Here is a 19,342-nt window from a genome sequence, read left to right on the forward strand (position 1 = left end):
CAAGTGGTGGGGCCGCGCTCCGAAGCTTGAAACGATCATCTTCAAGGTGACGACCCAGCAGAACATGGCGCAGGCGTTCGTGAATGGCGAGCTCGACATGATCGAAATCGCTGACGGAGATACCTACGGCCAGGCAAAAGGCCGCAAGAATGCCGTGATCCAGAAGTCAAACGGTCTTTCGTGGTCGCACCTCACGCTTAACGTGGGCGGCGCCGAGGGCGCGCTCGGTGATGCGAAGGTTCGCGAGGCGATCTTCCGCGGCATCGATCGCAACGCCGTGGCGCGTGCGGTGATGGAGCCCCTCGAATCGCCCGTGATTCTCGTGGACAACTTCATTTACATGCCCGGTCAGGAGGGCTACGAGGATTCCTTCGGTGACCTCAAGTTCGACCCAGAAACAGCGCAGAAGCTTCTTGAGGAAGCTGGCTACAAGAAGAACGGCGATGTTTATGAGAAGGACGGCAAGCCCCTCGCCTTCTCGATCCTCATTCCGGCCGAGGCGAAGTCGAACGAGGATCGAGCTCGCCAGATCATGACGAACCTCAACGCGGTGGGCTTCAAGGTTGATCTGAAGACCGTTCCGAGCGACAAGTACTTCGATGACTACGTCGTTCCTGGCCGTTTTGCGGCTGTGACCTTTGGGTGGCGCGGCACGCTTTTCGCTGAGCAGTCGGGCACGAACGTGTTCCTCGAAGGATCGGGCCAGAACTTCACGGGCTTTGCTCCCGCAGAACTCACCGACCTCAACAAGAAGCTTCACTCGGAGCTCGATGAGGGGAAGCGCAAGGAGATCGCGAACGAGTTCTCGAAGGTTCAGGCAGGCGCATACACGGTGCTTCCGTTCTATGCGACGCCCACGATCATTGGCCTCACCGAGGGCTTCGTGAACGTTGGCGCTGCGCAGTTCGAGACGACGGACTGGACGGCCGTGGGCAAGAAGGCCTGATCGGTTTTCTGGCTACGGGCCGGGTTTCGCTCTCCACGAATTTTCGAGGAGGGCGAGGCCCGGCCCGTTTCGTATGCGCGCAATCGAGGGGGCCGACGCTAGAGGGCCCCGGTCAACACCCCGAGGATGAGGAACGCGGCTGGGATCGCGAGGGGGATGATCCTCAGTTTGGACTGAAGAACCGCGGTTTCCGAGCGGGCGTCGGAATCCTTGGCGTGCTTGACTTGCCACGCTTCCCACGCGTGCACGAGTACACGTGACGGCGAGCGTTCTTGGTCGTTTCGAAGGCGTTCGGCGGGGCCGACGTGCCCGCGTTCGGCGTAGCGATCGCGACCCGAGATGCGCACGTGGGCGTCGGCGGGCTTGTCACGGCCGATGCCGGGGGCGTTCCACGCGGTGACGGTGCGGGTGGTACCGCTTTCGGTGCGCGCGCGGATCGACACCATGGCGCCGAGGCCGATGTGGTCGATCGCGGCGTAGGGGGCGCTGTATTCGTGCAGGACGTTGCGCACGACCACGCCGCCTGGGTAGACGAGCGTCGCGGGTGAGAAGAGGATGAGCCACACGAGGGAGGCGGCAAGGCCGAGCCACGGGCCGAACTGGAGCACGGTGTCCCAGCGGTTCTTGAGGATCGCATCGCCGAGGAGGAAGGCGATGATCGCCCACGTGATCGCGGGGATCCACAGCGCGCTTGCAGGGCGCAGCGTGAGTGGTTTTTCGCCCGTCGTGTCGAAGCCGACTGTCACTTGTCGCCTTCGACGGGATCGCCGATGTAGGCACGCACGAAACGCTTGACCTGGTCGTGAGCATCGGCCCAACTTTCGGCTTTGCCCGAACCCACGAGGTAGCCCACAACCATGGAGGCGAAGGGACCCGCAGGGCGCACGACGGTGTGGGCGGCGACACCGGTGAGGGAGAGAATGAGGTCGCGGTCGGCCTCGGTGAAGGGAGGTTCGAATCCCGCGTCGTTCGCGGAGGCGTCGATGAAGCGCTGGAGCGCCTCGATCATGCGAGGGTCATCGGCCTTGGGGCTCATGCTGTCTCTCCTTTGCGTAGGCTTTCGCCCATTATTCCTTATCGGGCACGAAGGCTCCCGCCGAGCGAGATGACGCGTGCACGCTCTTTTTCCAGGATGAGAAGGGCGTTGGCCTCGGCAAATGGGCGCAGACGCCTGCCCTCACATTCGGTCGCGATAAGGCGCCCCTCGTCGATTGTGAGGTGGGCGGGTTTCACGGTCGCACCGTCCTTGAGGGGCTTTGCTTCGCGGCGCACGTTTCCCTCTGGGAGGGTGATGGGGCGCGAGGGCGAGCCGAGAAGCGGCGCGACGAACAGGTGGAACGCGGTGAATGCGCCAACGGGAGTTCCCGGAAGATGCACCATGGGGATCGCGGCGGAGCCTTCGTCGGCCTCGATGCTGAGGCGGCCCACACCTTGCGGCCCGCCAGGGCGCATCGCGAGATGCTCAAACCTCGAGCAGTCGAGCCCCTGCGTCTCCCCGAAGCCCTCGCCGAATGCGGCCTTGACGACGTCGCGGGCCCCGGAGCCCACGCCGCCGGTCGTCACAATGAGGTCGTGGCGTGGCGCGATCGAGCGCGCAAGTCCGATCAATTCCGCAGGGTCATCCCCCACGTGATGGATGCTCGCCTCTGCGCCGAGTCGTGCACATGCCGCCTGAAGCATCGGTCCGTTTGACTCGAGTACCGCGCCGCGGCGCGCACCGGCATCGCCTCGCAGATCCGTCACGAGTTCGTCGCCCGTCATGATGACCGCGACTCTGCGTGGCTTCGTGAGCCGCGCGTGTGTCACTCCCACCGAAAGCGCAATACCAATGAGCTCGGGAGTCACGAAGTCGCCTCTGCGGGCAAGGAGATCACCGGCGGGAATCTCTTCCCCGATCTCGCGTACGTGGCGGCCAGGAACGAGGGCTTTTGCGCGTTCAGCCTCGGGGATCATGAGCGCGATCCGCGCGGGAGCCTCGGCGGCAGTTGGATTAGCGTCAGTGAACTCGACCGGAATCACCGTGTCGAGGTCATCGGGCAGCAGGCCGCCCGTCATGATGCGCGCGGCAGTTCCCGGGCGGCGTTTTCCGACGACTGCCCTGCCAGCAGAGATGTCGCACGTGACCTCGAGTTGAGCGGAGCAAGCGTCGGCCGCTCCCTCTCCCAACCCGAGTTCGCGCGTACTCACGGCAAACCCATCCATTGCGCTCATGCGGAACTGCGGGGCGGGGATACGGGCGGTCAGGGGTTCGGCGAGCCTCCTGCCAAGCGCCCCCGCGAGCGGGGCGTCTTCGGTATGGTCGGGCGCAAGGGCGGCGAGTGCAGTCACTCGCGCGCGCCATTCGTCGAGGCTCACGTGCATATCGACATCTTTCGTGGCAGCGGGATCATTGCTCACCAACGTACACGCTCGCGAACGCGCCAGTGGTGGTTGACCGATACGTGATGCATGCCTCACGTGCCCTACAATGGGAGCACACCCGGAGTAACGTTGCCCGGGCCCGGATGCAACGCTGCTTTCGGATAAGAGTGGAAGGATCCCCAATGTTTAACCCCAGCCGTCGTTCAGTCCTCGCGGCCACCGCAGCTGGTGCTGCTGTCGCCGGTCTCGCTGCGTGTTCCAATGACAATTCGAAAGCCGGCGGCGCGAGCGGCGCCAAGGGCAATTTTGACGAGCGCGGTCCGATCACCTTCGCGACCGGTAAAGACACCTCCGGCAAGCTCAAGGAATTCCTCGAGAAGTGGAACAAGGACCACGCCGATGAAAAGGTGACGCTCGTCGAGCTTCCCGAATCGGCTGATGAGCAGCGCTCGCAGTTCATCAATAACGCACAGGCGAAGTCCGATGCCTACACCGTGCTCGGCCTCGACGTCGTGTGGACGGCCGAGTTCGCTGCCCAGCAGTGGGTGGTCGAGCTTCCCGAGGATAAGTTCAAGCTCGATAAGCTCATTCCCTCGACCGTGGATACGGCTAAGTATTTCGACAAGCTCTACGCCGTGCCCTACACGACGAACGCCGAGCTCCTCTTCTACCGCAAGGACCTCCTCCAGGCGGCTGGCTCGAACGAGCCGCCCAAGAGCTTCGAGGAGATGTACCAGATGATCGAAGCGATCCGCGGAACCGAAGAGGGCAAGGACACCCTCGGTTTCGGCTCGCAGTACTCGAAGTACGAAGGCATCACGGTGCAGCTCACGGGCCTCGCGAAGTCCGCGGGCAAAGACCTGTTCGACAAGGAAGGCAAGCCCCAGGCAAACTCCAATGAGGCGAAGGCTGGCCTCAAGGCGGTCAAGGACGGCTTCGACAAGAAGTTCATCCCCGAAGAGGCCCTCACCTACAAGGAAGAGGAAAGCCGCCAGGCCTTCCAGGACGGTCGCCTTGCCTTCCTCCAGAACTGGCCGTACGTGTGGGATCTCGCGAATGCTGAAGATGGCTCGTCGAAGATCAACGGCAAGTTCGACGTCTGCCCAGTCCCGGGGATCGGCAGCGCAGAGGGCTCAGCGGCACTCGGTGGTTTGAACTACGCGATTTCGGCGTTCGGCAAGAATATGGGCACCGCAATCGACTTCATCGCCTTCATGGTCGAGGAAGCTCAGCAGAAGGAATGGACTCTCGCGACCTCGCAGGCTCCGGCCAACGCCGCGGTGTACGAGGATGCCGACGTTCTCGAGAAATACCCGTTCTTCACGACGCTCAAGGAAGCGATTGACAAGGGCACGTCGCGCCCGCAAGCCGTCAAGTACGGCGATGTCACGCAGGCGATCCAAGAGGCCACCTACAGCGTCCTCTCGGGCGAGAAGGAGGTCGACGCTTCGCTCGACGAACTCCAGAAGACCCTCGAGGAACTTCAGGCCTAAACGCTATGAATCGGGCCCGCGGCGCTCATCACAGTGCCGCGGGCCCGATCCGCTTTCAACCCTTTGAAGGGAACGCTGCATGTCTCGCTCCGACATCTCGAAAGGCGAAGGTCGCCTCGCCTATCTACTCCTCTTGCCCACGCTTGTCCTTCTGGCGGTCGTCGTGGGCTTCCCTCTCGTGCTCTCCGTGTGGCAGTCCTTCTTCGTCGCCAACGGTGGGATTGACCCCGAGACGGGCTTCATCCAACAGGGCGATACCTTCGTGGGCTTCAAGAACTACATGGACGCCTTCACGTCAGTCGGCGCGGGCGCCGGGTTCTGGAATGCCTTTTGGAACACCACGCTCTTCACGATTATTGGCGTCAGCATCGAGACCGTTCTCGGCGTTGCCATGGCCCTCATCATGGCCCGTGCGATGCGTGCCACGGGCCTCATCCGCGCGTCGATTCTTGTCCCGTGGGCCATTCCGACGGTTGTCTCGGCCCTCATGTGGCAGCTCATTTTTGACGCGAACGGCATTGCGAACAAGCTGATCCAGCACCAGGTGCTGTGGACCACCGAGGGGTGGCAAGCGAAGGCCGCGGTGCTCATCGCTGATATTTGGAAGACCGCCCCGTACATTGGTCTGTTGACCCTCGCGGGGCTCCAGACTATCGACGAGCAGATTTACGAGGCGGCGAAGGTCGATGGCGCGAATCGCTGGCAAGCCTTCTGGCGCATTACGCTTCCCATGATCCGCCCCGTGCTCGTCGTGGCCGTTTTGTTCCGCATGCTCGACGCCATGCGCATGTTCGATCTGCCGTACGTGATGCTCGGCCGGCTTAAGTCTGGCCAGACCCTCTCGATGCTTGCGCAAGATGCCGCAACCAAGACCAACTACGGCATGGCATCCTCGTATTCGATTGTGCTGTTCTGCTACATCTGCCTCGTAGCCTTTGTCTTCATCAAGGTGCTTGGGGCCGATGTACTCGGGGACAGCGCCAAGAAGAAACCGAAGAAGAACAAGAAGCGGCCGAGCCTGGTTGCCAGTAAAAACACCACCGTGACCGAGGGGAGCATGCCGTGAGCACCGCCGCCACCCACACTGCATCCGAAAACGAGACGCCGCGCACGCCCGTCACGCCCAAGAAGCACAAGGGCAACACTGGCGCCAAGATTATCGTCGGTCTCGGTGTCGCGTTCATCCTCGTGTACTGCCTCGCGCCGTTCTACTGGATGCTCGTGAGCTCCTTGCGACTCCCGAGCATGGGCCGCTCGACCGATCTGATCCCGAATCCGATCTCGATCGAGAACTACAAGGCCGTATTCGATCCCTCCAACAACTTCGCACGAGCACTTCTCAACTCGCTTGTTGTCGCGGGCGGCACCACCCTCCTCGTGCTGTTGCTCGGGACGGCGGGCGCATACGCGCTTGCGCGCCTCGACTTCTGGGGCAAAGTCCTCGTGATGTTCGCGATCGTCGCGACGTCGATGTTCCCCGTGATCACGCTCGTTGTTCCCCTCTTGAAGCTGTTTAGTGGCGGTTACGATTGGGCGCCGATCAACTGGATCAACACCTACCAGGCGATGATCCTGCCAACGATTAGTTTCGCGCTCCCCCTTGCCGTGTGGAACCTCAACGCGTTCTTCCGTCAGCTTCCCGTGGAGCTCGAACAGGCGGCGATGGTCGATGGCACCACCCGTATCGGCGCGTTCGTGAGGGTCATCCTCCCGCTCGCGACACCGGGCATCTTCACGACGGCGATCATCACCTTCATCGCCGCGTGGAACGAGTTTCTCATCGCTCTCACGATGGTCAACGACCCCGCGATGCAGACCGCGAACGTCGCAATCTCGAAGTTCACGGGCATTTCGCAGTTCGACACTCCCTACGGCACGAAGATGGCGGCGGGCGTGATCGTGACGGTTCCTCTCATCATCATGGTGCTCGTGTTCCAGCGCCGCATCGTTGGTGGTTTGAGCGCGGGCTCGCTCAAGTAGCCCGTCGCGTAGCCTTGAGGGCATGAGTTCTTACGGTCTTTCGCAGCTCCTCACGCCCGAGGGCATGGCCCTCCTCGACTCGCTTCCCGAGTATTCCGAGGAGGGCTCTCTTGCGCTCTCGCAGCGATTGCGCGGCGAAGGCCACTCCCCCGAACTCATCGCGGCGGCCCTCACCCAGTCACGTCTTCGCGCGAAGGCCCGCGACAAGTTTGGCGATTTCGCCTCGAGCATGCTGTTCACTGCGCACGGGCTGGAGCAGGCCACGCGCCTCGAGGTGGCGGCTCATCACGCGGCGCGGTTTCGCGACGCGGGCGTGCAGAGCGTGGCGGATCTTGGCTGCGGGCTTGGTGGGGACACGATCGCAAAGGCGGCCCTCGGCCTCGAAGTTCTGGGCGTGGACTGCGATGAGGAAACGGCGGCACTCGCAACGGTGAACGTGCGACCCTTTCCGAATGCGCGCATCACGCTTGGTCGGGCCGAGGACGTCGATTTTTCACACCTCGACGGCGCGTGGTTCGACCCCGCACGCCGTCAGAGCCGCCGCGGCCGCACGACGCGCATTCACGACCCCGAGGAGGCCACGCCGCCGCTCTCCTTCGTTCGCGCGGTAGCCGATGAGGTTGGCGCGGTGGGTGCAAAACTCGCCCCCGCGATCGATCACGAGCACCTCGTGCCGGGCACGGAGACGCAGTGGGTCAGTTGGCGCGGCCAGGTTCTCGAGGCGTGCATGTACTTCGGCCCGCTCGCCAGACGCGTCGGCGAGGGTGCGCTCGCGGTACCGAGCGAGGCAACCGTCGGACCCGCCGGCGCCCTCGCCGAGGGCGCCGTGATCGCGCGCTCAGCCCTCGTGCTCGGTTCCGACGCTCGCTCAGCCCAACTCGTGCCCGATTCGAGTGACGAGACCGAGCTGCGCAACCCTCCCGTGGGCTCGATTTGCGCGTACCTGTGGGAGCCCGATGGCGCGGTGATTCGCGCGGGCCTTCTGGGGACGCTCGCGCGAAAGCTTGGCGCGCACACGATTGACGACTCGATTGCCTACCTGAGCAGCGATGATGCCTCGCAAGCGGCTCTCGATTCGTCTCTCGCGCGCGCATTCCGAGTGCGTGAGGTCATACCGTTCACGGTCAAGAAGATCGCGGCGCGGCTGCGCGAGCTCGAGGTGGGCACGCTTGAAGTGAAGAAGCGCGGCATGGATATCGATCCGGCAAGGCTCAGGAGCGAACTCAAGCTTGATCGGCGCGCACCGCGCGCGGCGACGCTTATCGCCACGCGGGCCGGTGGCAGCCGCGTCGCGATTATCGCCGAGGCCTGCTAGTGCGCAGAGCCTAGACTGCCGCGAGCACGCGCTCCACAAAGTTCGGGTACTCAAGTAGCTCCGGCTCGAGCAGTGCGATGAGGGCACGCTCGATGCCGCCCTCCCCCGCATTCGCCGCGGCCTGATCGATCGCGCTTTGCTGCGCATCGGGCGAGGCTACGCCATCACGCTGGCGGCGAATCCACCCGGCGATTGCGGGCACGGCCCCTGCGGCTTCACGCCCCGCCGCGAGCTCCTTGAGGGTGATGGGGAGGATGCGGATGCGCAGTTTCGCGAGCGAGTCATTGCCGATCTGCGACAGCAGATGCTTGATGTTGGGGTTCTCGAACCGCTCGAGGAGCGCCTCTCGGTAGGCGGGGGCCTCGACCTCGCCCGGGAGATACCGCGAGGCCTCGTCCCACAGCGTCTCAACCTCGGCGCGGACCTCGCGATCGCCGATAGCCTCGGCGACGGTCTCGTAGCCGCGATTCACGGCGGCGTTCGCGAGCAGCGTGTGCGCACCGTTGAGGAGCCACAGCTTGCGGTTTTCGTAAGGTTCAAGGTCATCCGTGAAAATCGCACCGGCCTTCTCCCAGGCGGGACGGTCGCCCACGAACTCGCCCTCGATAATCCACGAGGCAAAAGGCTCGGTGACGACCGGAGAGGCGTCCTCGAGGCCCGTGAGCTCCTGCGCCGTTGCCCGATCGGCGTCTGTCGCCTTCGGGGTGATCCGGTCGATCGAGGTGGAGGTCACCGACACGTTGTCCTTGATCCACGTCGCGGCCTCGGCGCCAAGGCACGCCGCGTATTCATTGATCACGCCGCGCGTGAGCGGGCCGTTGCCGGGGAGGTTGTCGCACGGCACGATCGTGATCGCGCCGGCTCCCGAGCGGCGGCGCGCGTCGAGGCCGAGCACGAGACGCGCGAGGGCGGTCTCGAGCTGGGGCAGGCGGGCGTCGGACTCCCCTTCGCCGGCCGTGCCCGCGGCATACTCCTCAAGCGCTTTCAGATCTGCCGCGACCGCGTCGTTGGCGCGGTCGAGCGCACCCTTCGCGTCGGTGCCGTACCCGGCCTCGGTGACGGTGAGGGTCACGAGCGAGACGTCGGGCGAGCGTAGGTCTGCGCACAAACCTTCGAGGTCGTTCGCCGCGTGCGCCTCGGAAATGACCGACATGACCTGCGCATCATCGCCTTCGGCCCCGCGCACGATGAGCGTGTACAGGCAGTCCTGGGCCGAGAGTTCCTCTGCGGCGCGGGGGCTACGGCCCGTGTAGGCGGAGAATCCCCATTCGCCGTCGTCATCCACCTCGCTCGTGTACCACGCCTGATGGGCGCGGAAGAACGCTCCGAGGCCCAAGTGGACAATACGCACGGGGCGCGGCTCGAGGCCGCCCTTGGCAGTGAGATCGGCGTCGCGGCTGAGAACAGTCATCACTTCTCTCCCTTCGAAAGCATCGATTCGAGTTTGAAGACTCGCGCGGGCTGGTCAACTGTGAGCTCGCGGATGATCCGTAGCGCGCTCGACTTGGGAAGGCGCCCCTCCATGACGTAGCGCGCGAGGAAAGCCGCGTCGCAGCGGCGCGCCATGTCGTGGCGCGTAGGAATGGAGAGGAACGCGCGCGTATCGTCGATGAAACCGGAACCCCGCGTGAATCCCGCGGTTTCGGTGATCGCGGAACGGAAGCGAATGATCGCGTCGGGCGCATCGATGAACCACCAGGGGGCGCCGATGAACACGCTCGGATAAAAGCCCGCGAGCGGGGCAACTTCGCGTGAATACATCGTTTCGTCGATACCGAAAAGCACGAGGTGGAAGCCCTCCTCAAGCCCCACCTTTTCGAGAAGCGGGCGAATGTTGCGCGTGTATTCGATCTGCTCGGGAATGTCGTGGCCGGTGTCGGGACCGAACCGCTCGAACGTCGCCGTCGAATGGTTGCGGAACACGCTTGGGTGCAGCGTCATGACGAGGCCGTCTTCGACACTCATCTGGGCGCAGCGCACGAGCATCGCGCCCGTAAAGTCGCGCTTCTCGGCCTCGCTTGCCGTCCCATCGACCGCTTTCACGAGGAGCGCTTCCAGCGCGTCGTCGTCGAGGTCGATCGTGTACGGGGTCGGCACTCCGTGGTCGGCCGAGATCGCGCCGGCCTTGATGAAGCGTTCGCGCGAGGCCTTGAGGGCGCGCAGGTAGTCCGCGAGCGAGCGCGGATCGCCGCCCACGCTGTCCGCGAGCGCCGTTGCGGCCTCGGTAAAGCCCGGCTTGTTCGGGTCGAGGAAGCGGTCGGGGCGCCATGTGGGAACGACGCGGCCGTAGAGCTCGCCGGCCTCGTGAAGGCGCGCGAGTTCTGCGTGGGCCTCGAGGTCATCGAGCGGGTCGTCGGTCGTCGCGAGGAAGGCGATCTTGAAGCGCGCGAAAAGGGCACGCGGGCGGAACTCTTCAGTCGCCAGTTTCTCGGCGATCTGGTCGTAGAGCCGATCGGCACTTTGCGCGCTAGGTTCCTCGTCGATGCCAAAGAGCGACACGAATTCGTCCGTGAGCCAGTATCCGCTCGCGGTTCCCTCGAGGACGTGCCAGTTGGTGCAGAGAATCCGCCAGGCCTCGCGCGGATCAACAGGATCGGCGGTGCCCACACCCACGGTCGCGAGGTCCACGCCGTTCGCGTGGAGCATGCGGAACACGTAGTGGTCGAAGGTGAGGAACAGGGTGGTGGGGTCCGCGAACGGCTCGTTGTCGAGCAGGAGCCGCGGGTCCACGTGCCCGTGCGGGGAAAGGATTGGAAGGTCCTTCACCTCGGCATAGATTTCGCGTGCGAGGGCGCGCGTTTCGGGGTCGGCGGGAAAGAGTCGGTCGGGGTTGAGGTCGAGCGTCACTGTCACTTTCTCCCTTTCGGTTGGGGTGCGGGGCCGACGGAGCCTCGCATGAGTAGCTGCGTGGGGTATTTTTCGGTTCCACGGTCGCGCTCGCCGCTGAGCGCGGCGTGCACGTGGCGGATGGCCGCGGCGCCCATGTCGTCGAGCGGCGCGGCGATTGTGGTGAGCGGTGGGCAGGTGAAGTCGGAGCCGAAAATGTCGTCGATGCCGGTGATCGAGAAGTCCTCGGGGATGCGAAGGCCAGCGTCTCGTGCGGCGGTGAGCAGGCCAATCGCCATGATGTCGTTATAGGCGATCACGGCGCTCGCGCCCGTATCCCGCACCGCGTCGAGAGCGCGCTGCCCCGCTTCGCGGGTGGGGCGGTTCGGGCCGATCGTGAGGGCCTCGATCTGCTCGTCACGGGCAGCGGCTTCGATGGCCGTCCACCGCTTCGCGTTCGTCCACGAGCTCTCGGGGCCTCCGAGGTAGCAAAGGCGGTCGTGACCCTCTGCGGCGAGGGTTCGCACGAGTTCTCGCAGGGCCGGCTCGTGATCCGCAAGGACCGAAAAGGCCGACGGTGACTCGCGATTGATCGTGACCACGGGATTGAGAGCCGCGATCGTTGCAATCGCGTCGTCGTCCAAACGGGAGCTGGCGAGAACGAAACCGTCAACAGAAGGCGCGAGGGAGCGGGCCCGGGAGGCTTCCTTCACGTGGTCTTCGCGGAACTCGGACGTGACGAGTACGTAGCCGTGCTTTTCTGCCTCGCGTTCGGCGCCGCGAACCATCTCGAATGACACGGGGTTCGTAATGTCGGCAACGAGCAGTGCGATGGTTCCGGTGCGGCCCGTGGGAAGGGCACGAGCGGCCGGGTTTGCGCGGTAGCCAAGCGTTGCCGCTGCCTCCTTGACGCGCTCTTCGGTGGCTTTGCTGACGCGGCCGGGTTTGTGAAGGGCACGCGAAGCGGTAGAGGCGCTCACTCCCACGTGCTTCGCGATGTCGTAGATCGTGACGCGACGCGCGGGTGTGCGGCGCGGTGGTGCGGGGTGTTCGTTCGGCATTTCTGGCTCTCGACGACGTCGTTGTCCTGTGCAGTCACGTCGAGACTACCCCCGAGGCCAGAGCGACGGCAACCGGTTGCACAACGCCGCGATATGTGCAACCCTGATCGAGTCAGGAATCAACGATGCCGCCGCGACTAGGGATCCCGAAGATGCGATACGCCACCACGCTCCTTTCCAGTACACAGGAAGGAGCCACCGTCACCCTCCATACGGATGCCGCCCCCATCCGTCTGCTTGCCGTCACACCCGAGATTCTTCGCATCCGCGCGGGCTTTACCGATGACGGCGCATTCCGCGAGGCGTCCTACAGCCTCGTCACCACGGCCTGGCGCGATGAACTCGACGACTACATGGGCGCCAAACGCACCCGGCTCGAACCCTCTCCCCTCACCCTCGAGAACGACCCCGATTCTCCCACCGTGACCGTGCGAGGGGAGCGCTTGAGGATCGAGATCGACCGGGAGCCCTTCCGCCTCCGGGTTTACGATTCCGACGGCACCCTCCTCCACGCCGATCTCATCGATCGCGGGTACCGACTGGACCGCAATCAGCGGCGCATCCACACGAGCGAAATTGCCGCGGGCGACCACTTCTACGGTTTCGGCGAAAAAACCGGCGAGTTCAACAAGGCGAAGTCGTTCATGACGATGCGCGCCCAGGACTGCCTCGGCTACGACGCTGAGAGGGCCGATTCCCTCTATAAGCACATCCCGTTCTACATCAAGGCGAACGAGGTGAGCGGGGCGGCCGTCGGATACTTCTACCACAACACGTTCGCGTGCGATTTCGACATGGGCCGCTCCCACTCGAACTACTGGCCCGCCCATTCGACCTACCGGACCGACGGCGGAGATATTGATCTTTTCCTCATTGCCGGCCCGAGCGTCCGCGAGGTCGTGACTCGCTACACGCTTTTGACGGGAACCTCGGCGATGCTTCCCGCCGCCGCCCTCGGCTACCTCGGCAGCTCGATGTACTACCCCGAGCTGCCTAAGGATGCAGACGACGCGATCCTCAACTTCTACGATCACGCGCGGCGTGAAAACATCCCGATGGACGGCTTTCAGCTCTCCTCGGGCTTTTGCCAGCAGGAAACCGACGAGGGACTCAAGCGCTGCGTACTCACGTGGAACACGGAACGCTTCAAGGACCCGGCCGCGTTTTTCGCCGAGTCGAAGCGGCGCGGCATCGTCGTCTCCCCGAACGTCAAGCCCGGCGTGCTGAACGTCCACCCGCGCATGCCCGAGCTGATCGAGGACGGTGTGTTCGTGCGCGCCTCCGAGTCGGATGAGCCGGCACCCGCGCGCTGGTGGGGCGGCCCCGGCCACCTCGTTGACTTCACGAACCCCAAGGCCCGCGAGCGCTGGGAAAAAGACCTCACCGAGAACATGCTCGACTTCGGCACGGCGTCAATTTGGAACGATAACTGCGAGTATGACTCGATCGTTGACGAGGATGCCCGCTGCGATTTTGACGGCTACGGTGCTCCCCTCGCCGAGGCACGCTCGATCATGGCAAACATCATGTGCTCGCTGACCGCCGACGCGATCGGAAAAGCCCACCCGAACGCGCGCCCCTTCATCGTGTGCCGCGCGGGCTACGCGGGAATCCAGCGATTCGCGCAAACGTGGTCGGGCGATAACCACACGTGCTGGGAAACTCTCAAGGGCAACATCGCGACAATGCTCGGCATGAGCCTGTCGGGCGTTGCTAACCAGGGCGGCGACATCGGTGGCTTCCACGGCCCCGCGCCCGAGGGGGAACTGTTCGTGCGGTGGGTTCAAAACGGCATCTTCCAGCCACGCTTCTCGATCCACTCCGTCAACAGCGACAACACGGTGACTGAACCGTGGATGTACCCGAGCCTCACGCCTCTCGTGCGAGAGGCGATCCAACTGCGCTACCGCCTGTTCCCGTACCTGTACTCGCTCATGGAGCGCGCGCACCGCACGGGACTTCCAATCGCGGAACCGCTCGTGAGCGCCTTCCAGCACGATCCCGCGGTGTGGGACGAGAGCGTGAACTACATGCTCGGCGATTCGCTGTTCATCGCGAACGTCGTCGACAAGGGCGCCGACACGAAAACCGTCACGTTCCCTGCGAACGAAACGTTCTACGACCTTGCCACCCGCGAACGCTACGAAGGTGGGGGCAGCTACGACATCCCCGTCACGCTCGCCTCGATCCCCACGTTCGTGCGCGAAGGTGGCATCGTCCCGCTCGCAAGCGAGGACCACATGAGCGTGTCGACCGAGACGGTAGACGCCCTCACTCTCGTCACCGCGCCGGGACGCGACGGCCAGTTCACGCTCTACGAAGACGACGGCGTGAGCATGGATTACACGCGCGGACGTTATTCTTCGACAACAGTGACCATGACCGCCGGTGACCGAGCCGTCTATACCTTCACCCACGAAGGAGACCTCGATACCCGCATCACGACGCTCGAACTCCAGGCCATCTCCCATGGCCAGGCGCCCTTCTGGGTGAGCATCGACGGCGAGCAGATCCCGCACGCCCTGCACCCGAGCGACTTCGACTCGCAGGCCACTGTGTGGCTCTACGATCTCGAAACGTCCACCGTCCGCATTAAAACCCCATGGGATTCGAGCGAGCACACGATCGTGGTCTCGTTCGAACAATTCGACATGATCGGCATGTAAATCCCCTCCCCTCGACCGTTGCAAGGAGGCAACATGACTCGTCGCATGACACGACGATCGGCGCTCGGCCTCGGGGCCGCCGCGCTGTCCGCTGCTGCGCTCGCCGGATGCTCATCCGGAAAGTTCACGAAGGACGGCAAGGTCAAACTGCGCTTGGCCCACACGCTGGGCGACAAACACCCCACCTCGAAGGCCCTCGAAATTTTCGTCGACGAGGTCAATAAACGCTCGAACGGAGACATCGGCATCGAGGTGTTCGGCAACGGCGTACTCGGAAGCGAGACCGAGATGATCGAGCAGCTCAGCCGCGGTGTCGTCGACATTGTGCGCTGCGCAGCGCCCTCGATCGCCCCGTACTCCTCCGGATACAACGCCTTTGGCTTGCCGTTCCTCTTCGATGACGAAGAGCACTATTACCGCGCGATGGACTCGGGCGATATGCGCACCTTCTTCGATTCGAGCACGGAGGACGGCTTTCGCACGCTCACCTACTACACCTCGGGCGCGCGGTCCTTCTACACGGTCGACAAGGCGATCGAAACGCCCGACGACCTGCGCGGCTTCAAGATCCGCGTGCAGAACTTCCGTTCCCAGACCGAACTCATCAGCAAGCTCGGCGGCACACCGCTCATCCTCCCGTTCGGCGAAATCTACACGGGCCTCCAAACGGGCCTCGTGGACGGCGCCGAATCGAATGAGACCGCCCTCACCGACTCCGCGCACGGCGAGGTCGCGAAGGTCTTTACCTACACCGAGCACACCATGATTCCCGACGTCCTCTCGTTCAGTGAGGCAACGTGGAAGCTCCTCGATGCGGACCACCAAAAGGTCCTCAGCGAAGCGGCGGTTGCCTCCACCGAGCAGCACAAGACCATTTGGAGTGAGGCGATCACCACGGCCATCACGGACGCTGAGGCCATGGGAGTCACATTCGTGAAGGACGTGGACCGCGAGCCGTTCCGCGAGCTTACCTCGGGCATCGTTCCCGAGTTTGTTGACAAGTACGACGGCGTGAGCACCGTGCTCGACGCCATTGAGCACGCACGCAAGGGGGCGTAAAGGCCATGTACGACACCATGCTCAAGCTCAAGAAGGGCATCACTCTCGCCCTGTTCGTGATCGCCGGCGTTCTACTCGCCGCCATGGCGCTCCTCGTGATCATTCAGGTGTTCACGCGCTACGTTCTTTCCGATCCGGCCGATTGGACCGAGGAACTCGTCACCGTTTCGCTCATGTGGGCCTGCTTCCTGTGCGGCGCATACGCGTTCGTCAACCGCAAGCACATGGCTCTCGTATTCTTCCGTGACCGCCTCCCCGAGGCTGGAAAGCGCATCGTCATGATCCTCGTCGACGCACTCGCGCTCGCCTTTGCGGCGATCGTGATCGTGTGGGGCGGCACGCAGCTCACGCTCGTCTCCCTCGATGCGCCATCCGCGATCCTCCAGATCCCCCGTGGCCTCTCCTATGGCGCGGCCCCCGTCGGCGGGCTCTTCATGGTGCTTGCCCAGATCATCAACCTCTGGGAGGACTTCACGGGTGAAACCCTGCCCGACACCGACCTTGGCGCCGACGACGAGACGCTCGTGGCCGAAGCCGCCGCAGATATCCCCACCGAGACTAAGGAGGCCCGCGCATGAGCACCATGGCGGTCACCCTGCTCCTGTTTGGTACCTTCTTCCTCCTGCTCGCGGTTGGCGTGCCCATCGCCATTGGCATTTCCGTTGCCGCGTTCGCGAGCATCCTCATGATTCTGCCGCCTGACCAGGCCATCTTCGTCGTCATGCAGAAGATGAACACGGGCCTCGAGTCGTTCACGCTGCTCGCAATCCCACTGTTCATTCTTGCGGGCAACATCATGAACAACGGCGGTATCGCCAAGCGCCTCATCGCGCTCGCAGAACTCGTCACGGGCCGTGTTCCCGGCTCGCTCGTGCACACGAACATCGTGGGCAACATGCTGTTCGGTGCCCTTTCCGGTTCGGCGGTCGCCGCGGCAGCCGCAATCGGCGGCACCATGAGCAAGCAGCAGCGCGAGCGCGGCTACGACCCCGCGTTCACCGCAGCAGCGAATATCGCGTCGGCACCCTCGGGCCTACTCATTCCTCCGACCACGGCGTTCATCGTGTACTCGATGATTGCGGGAGGCACCTCAATCGCGGCGCTGTTCATGGCCGGTGCGGTGCCGGGCATCCTCATGGGCCTGACCGTGATCGCGGTTGCGCTCGTGTATGCGATCCGCAAGAAGTACCCGACCTCGGGACACGTGAGCGCCGCGCAGGCCGGTAAAACCATCCTCGAGGCGATCCCGGCGCTTCTGCTCATCGTCATCGTCGTCGGTGGCATCGTCGCGGGTATCTTCACCGCGACTGAAGGTGCGGGCATCGCCGTCGCGTACTGCCTCATCCTCTCGCTCCTGTACCGCAGTCTCACGTGGAGCGACATCAAGGCGGTCATGGCCCGCACGATCGGCACGACCGGCGTGATCCTTCTGCTGATCGCCGCGAGCTCGGCGATGAGTTGGGTCATGGCCTACACGGGCATGCCGCAGGCGATCAGCGATCTTCTCCTCGGCGTTTCCGATAACCCGATCGTGATCCTCCTGCTGATCAACATCGTCCTCATCGTCGTTGGCACGTTCATGGACATCACGCCCGCGATCTTGATCTTCACGCCGATCTTCCTCCCCATCGCGGAAGGCATCGGCATGGACCCGGTCCACTTCGGCGTGGTACTCGTGTTCAACATGTGCATCGGCACGATGACCCCGCCCGTCGGCTCGGTGCTCTTCATCGGCACGAGCCTCGCGGGCACGACGATCGAGAAGGTTATCCCGAGACTCCTGCCGTACCTCGCGGCACTATTCCTCATGCTGCTCGTCGTCACGTTCGTGCCCACGCTATCCCTGTGGCTCCCGGGCGCGATGGGGCTTCTATAGCTGCTAGCTAACGAGCAGCGTGTGAAATCAAAGGAGATTTATATGGCTTCAATGCACCCTTTTACAGGGATGGATGGACGTCACCGTCGCCCCTTCCTCGCCGTTTCTCGGCGGTCTGTTCTCGGTTTTGCAGCAGCAGCCGGCGCGGCCAGCATGCTTGCGGCGTGCGGAGGAGCGGAGGGAAAGGTAAGCGCGGAACACGTGCTTTCTATTTCCCTCAATCAAACGGAAACCCACCCGAGCTACCTCGCTCTTACTAAGTTCGGGGAACTTCTCGAAAAGGGCACAAGCGGTCGATGGGGCGCGCGCGTCTACGCCAACGAAAGCCTCGGGGCGCAGCAAGAAGTGATCCAGCTCGTCGCTGATGGCGCTGTAGACATGGCTGTCATCTCTAGCCCGCAAATGGAGAACCTCTCGCTGCGCTTCCGCCCGCTTAACCTCCCGGGTATTTTCATCGACAGCGACCACCAGGCAGCCGTTCTGAAGGATAAGTCGATCGTGGGGGAGCTTTTCGAGTCGCTTGTGGAGTCAAAGAACATCCGTGTCCTTGGCGGTTTCACACAGGGATCACGCCACCTGTACACGAATACTCCCGTCGCTTCCCCCGACGACCTCAAAGGCAAGAAGATCCGCGTACAGGAGTCCGACGTTTTCATCGCGCTCATTCGCGCGATGGGAGCCTCTCCCACACCCATGGCCTACGGCGAGGTATACACCGCACTCCAGGCAGGGGTACTCGATGGTGCGGAAAACAACGAGATCAGCTACGTAACGCAGCGCCACTACGAGGTCGCGAAGTACTTCACGCTCACGAACCATCTCGTGGGTCTCGACTACGTCGTCGCCGGCGAGAACACACTGGCGAAGATGAGCGCAGATGATCGCGGTGTATTCCTCGACTGTTTCACCAAGGCGCAGGACTACTTCGTCAGGCTATGGAAAACGGAGACTGAAAAAGCGATCGAGACGATGAAGGAGGCGGGTGCCACTATTCAGGAGACTGATCCGTCCGTGTTCGGCCCCGCGATCGATTCGGTTGCGGAGCAGTTCCTCGCAACTGCCGAGGATGAGGAGCTGTACACGAAGGTGCGCGAGCACGAAGCAGCGAAAGGAATCGCACGATGAGCATGTCAGTCGTTCCTTCTCGTGACACGACATCGATGTCAACGCTGCGCCACGGCATTATCGAGGTGCTCAAGTGGATCAGCATCGCCATTTTCGCGGTGCTCGTCCTTGTGGTGTTGTGGCAGGTGATCGCGCGCCAAGTTCTCGGTCAGCCTTCGACATGGTCCACGACGGTCGCTCAGTACATGCTCGTGTGGCTCACCTTGTTCTCGATGGCGTTCGTGTTTGCGGAGCGCGGGCACGTGGCCGTCGATATCGTGTCTCGCCTCGCACCGCCTGCCGTGCAAAAGATTCTCGCGGTTCTGGTCGAGGTCGCGATCGGGCTCTTCGCGGGACTCGGCCTCGTGTGGGGCGGCATCCGCGGCGTAGGGCTGACGTGGACCCAGACGATTCCAGGATTGCCGGTCACGATCGGCCACATGTACCTCGCGCTTCCCGTGTGCGGCGTGATCGTCGTTGTCGTGGCCATCATGGACCTCATTGACGCGTCAAAGTACGGTGTGCTCGCATCGCTCGAGCCCCAGGCTTCCGACGGCATCCCCGCCCCTGCGATTCCTCGGCAGAGCGCAGATGCGGGCCCCCATTCAGCGCACCGAAGCGTCGGTGGCTCGATCGACACAACGGAGGTGTGAGC

Annotated in this window: 17 protein-coding genes; 11 read left to right on the forward strand and 6 right to left on the reverse strand. The window is 63.5% G+C overall.

Annotated elements, in window-relative coordinates; all coding sequences use genetic code 11:
* Nucleotides 1–946, forward strand: a 946-nt coding sequence (locus HMPREF3157_RS10720; RefSeq protein ID WP_246816502.1) for an ABC transporter substrate-binding protein, incomplete at its 5' end; no start/stop codon positions are given.
* A 98-nt stretch (nucleotides 947–1,044) separates the two neighbouring features.
* Here HMPREF3157_RS10720 and HMPREF3157_RS03485 read toward each other — a convergent pair.
* From HMPREF3157_RS03485 to HMPREF3157_RS03495, 3 genes are read right to left on the reverse strand one after another with little or no spacing between them, the layout of a single operon-like run.
* Entirely contained in the window at nucleotides 1,045–1,692 is a 648-nt protein-coding gene (locus HMPREF3157_RS03485) for a hypothetical protein (RefSeq protein ID WP_070435524.1), read from the reverse strand.
* A complete protein-coding gene (locus tag HMPREF3157_RS03490) occupies nucleotides 1,689–1,982 on the reverse strand; it encodes a DUF6457 domain-containing protein (protein ID WP_070435525.1) in 294 nt (97 codons plus the stop codon). The genes HMPREF3157_RS03485 and HMPREF3157_RS03490 overlap by 4 nt, the downstream gene beginning before the upstream one ends.
* A 38-nt stretch (nucleotides 1,983–2,020) precedes the next feature.
* Nucleotides 2,021–3,343, reverse strand: a complete 1,323-nt coding sequence (locus tag HMPREF3157_RS03495) for a molybdopterin molybdotransferase MoeA (protein WP_141740602.1) — start codon at nucleotides 3,341–3,343, stop codon at nucleotides 2,021–2,023.
* A 146-nt stretch (nucleotides 3,344–3,489) separates the two neighbouring features.
* Between HMPREF3157_RS03495 and HMPREF3157_RS03500 the strand changes: the two genes are divergently transcribed.
* From HMPREF3157_RS03500 to HMPREF3157_RS03515, 4 genes are all read left to right on the forward strand, one after another.
* Nucleotides 3,490–4,800: an ABC transporter substrate-binding protein gene (locus HMPREF3157_RS03500; protein WP_016663875.1), complete on the forward strand. Its 1,311-nt coding sequence runs from the start codon at nucleotides 3,490–3,492 to the stop codon at nucleotides 4,798–4,800.
* A 79-nt stretch (nucleotides 4,801–4,879) separates the two neighbouring features.
* Complete coding sequence (locus tag HMPREF3157_RS03505; RefSeq protein WP_070435527.1) at nucleotides 4,880–5,866, forward strand: carbohydrate ABC transporter permease; 987 nt, start codon at nucleotides 4,880–4,882, stop codon at nucleotides 5,864–5,866.
* Nucleotides 5,863–6,780: a carbohydrate ABC transporter permease gene (locus HMPREF3157_RS03510; RefSeq protein ID WP_016663873.1), complete on the forward strand. Its 918-nt coding sequence runs from the start codon at nucleotides 5,863–5,865 to the stop codon at nucleotides 6,778–6,780. Before HMPREF3157_RS03505 ends, HMPREF3157_RS03510 begins: the two co-directional genes overlap by 4 nt.
* Nucleotides 6,781–6,802: 22 nt before the next feature.
* Complete coding sequence (locus tag HMPREF3157_RS03515; RefSeq protein ID WP_070435528.1) at nucleotides 6,803–8,095, forward strand: class I SAM-dependent methyltransferase; 1,293 nt, start codon at nucleotides 6,803–6,805, stop codon at nucleotides 8,093–8,095.
* Nucleotides 8,096–8,105: 10 nt separating this feature from the next.
* Here the strand turns inward: HMPREF3157_RS03515 and HMPREF3157_RS03520 are convergent, their stop codons facing one another.
* Genes HMPREF3157_RS03520 through HMPREF3157_RS03530 form a run of 3 tightly spaced genes read right to left on the reverse strand, consistent with a single transcriptional unit; the run spans nucleotide 8,106 to nucleotide 11,982 of the window.
* On the reverse strand, nucleotides 8,106–9,506 hold the full coding sequence (locus HMPREF3157_RS03520) for a mannitol dehydrogenase family protein (protein WP_070435529.1): 1,401 nt from the start codon (nucleotides 9,504–9,506) through the stop codon (nucleotides 8,106–8,108).
* Entirely contained in the window at nucleotides 9,506–10,948 is a 1,443-nt protein-coding gene (uxaC, locus tag HMPREF3157_RS03525; protein WP_371440678.1) for a glucuronate isomerase, read from the reverse strand. The genes HMPREF3157_RS03520 and uxaC overlap by 1 nt, the downstream gene beginning before the upstream one ends.
* The gene (locus HMPREF3157_RS03530) at nucleotides 10,945–11,982 is read right to left on the reverse strand and encodes a LacI family DNA-binding transcriptional regulator (protein ID WP_070435531.1); all 1,038 of its coding nucleotides are present in this window, start codon (nucleotides 11,980–11,982) and stop codon (nucleotides 10,945–10,947) included. Before HMPREF3157_RS03530 ends, uxaC begins: the two co-directional genes overlap by 4 nt.
* A gap of 152 nt (nucleotides 11,983–12,134) precedes the next feature.
* On the opposite strand from HMPREF3157_RS03530, the gene HMPREF3157_RS03535 reads away from it, so the two are divergent.
* From HMPREF3157_RS03535 to HMPREF3157_RS03560, 6 genes are read left to right on the forward strand one after another with little or no spacing between them, the layout of a single operon-like run.
* Nucleotides 12,135–14,648: a glycoside hydrolase family 31 protein gene (locus HMPREF3157_RS03535; protein ID WP_034371945.1), complete on the forward strand. Its 2,514-nt coding sequence runs from the start codon at nucleotides 12,135–12,137 to the stop codon at nucleotides 14,646–14,648.
* 33 nt (nucleotides 14,649–14,681) lie between these two features.
* Complete coding sequence (locus HMPREF3157_RS03540; RefSeq protein ID WP_052126804.1) at nucleotides 14,682–15,707, forward strand: TRAP transporter substrate-binding protein; 1,026 nt, start codon at nucleotides 14,682–14,684, stop codon at nucleotides 15,705–15,707.
* Nucleotides 15,708–15,712: 5 nt separating this feature from the next.
* Nucleotides 15,713–16,285 (forward strand): TRAP transporter small permease, encoded by a 573-nt coding sequence (locus HMPREF3157_RS03545; RefSeq protein ID WP_034371942.1) that lies wholly within the window; start codon nucleotides 15,713–15,715, stop codon nucleotides 16,283–16,285.
* Entirely contained in the window at nucleotides 16,282–17,583 is a 1,302-nt protein-coding gene (locus tag HMPREF3157_RS03550) for a TRAP transporter large permease (RefSeq protein ID WP_034371939.1), read from the forward strand. The genes HMPREF3157_RS03545 and HMPREF3157_RS03550 overlap by 4 nt, the downstream gene beginning before the upstream one ends.
* A 42-nt stretch (nucleotides 17,584–17,625) precedes the next feature.
* Nucleotides 17,626–18,708, forward strand: coding sequence for a TRAP transporter substrate-binding protein (locus HMPREF3157_RS03555; protein ID WP_034371936.1), 1,083 nt, complete (start codon nucleotides 17,626–17,628; stop codon nucleotides 18,706–18,708).
* Nucleotides 18,705–19,340, forward strand: coding sequence for a TRAP transporter small permease (locus tag HMPREF3157_RS03560; protein ID WP_096883309.1), 636 nt, complete (start codon nucleotides 18,705–18,707; stop codon nucleotides 19,338–19,340). Before HMPREF3157_RS03555 ends, HMPREF3157_RS03560 begins: the two co-directional genes overlap by 4 nt.
* Nucleotides 19,341–19,342: the final 2 nt, after the last annotated feature.

The sequence above is a fragment of the Dermabacter sp. HMSC06F07 genome, from assembly GCF_001807345.1.
Classification (GTDB): domain Bacteria; phylum Actinomycetota; class Actinomycetes; order Actinomycetales; family Dermabacteraceae; genus Dermabacter; species Dermabacter hominis.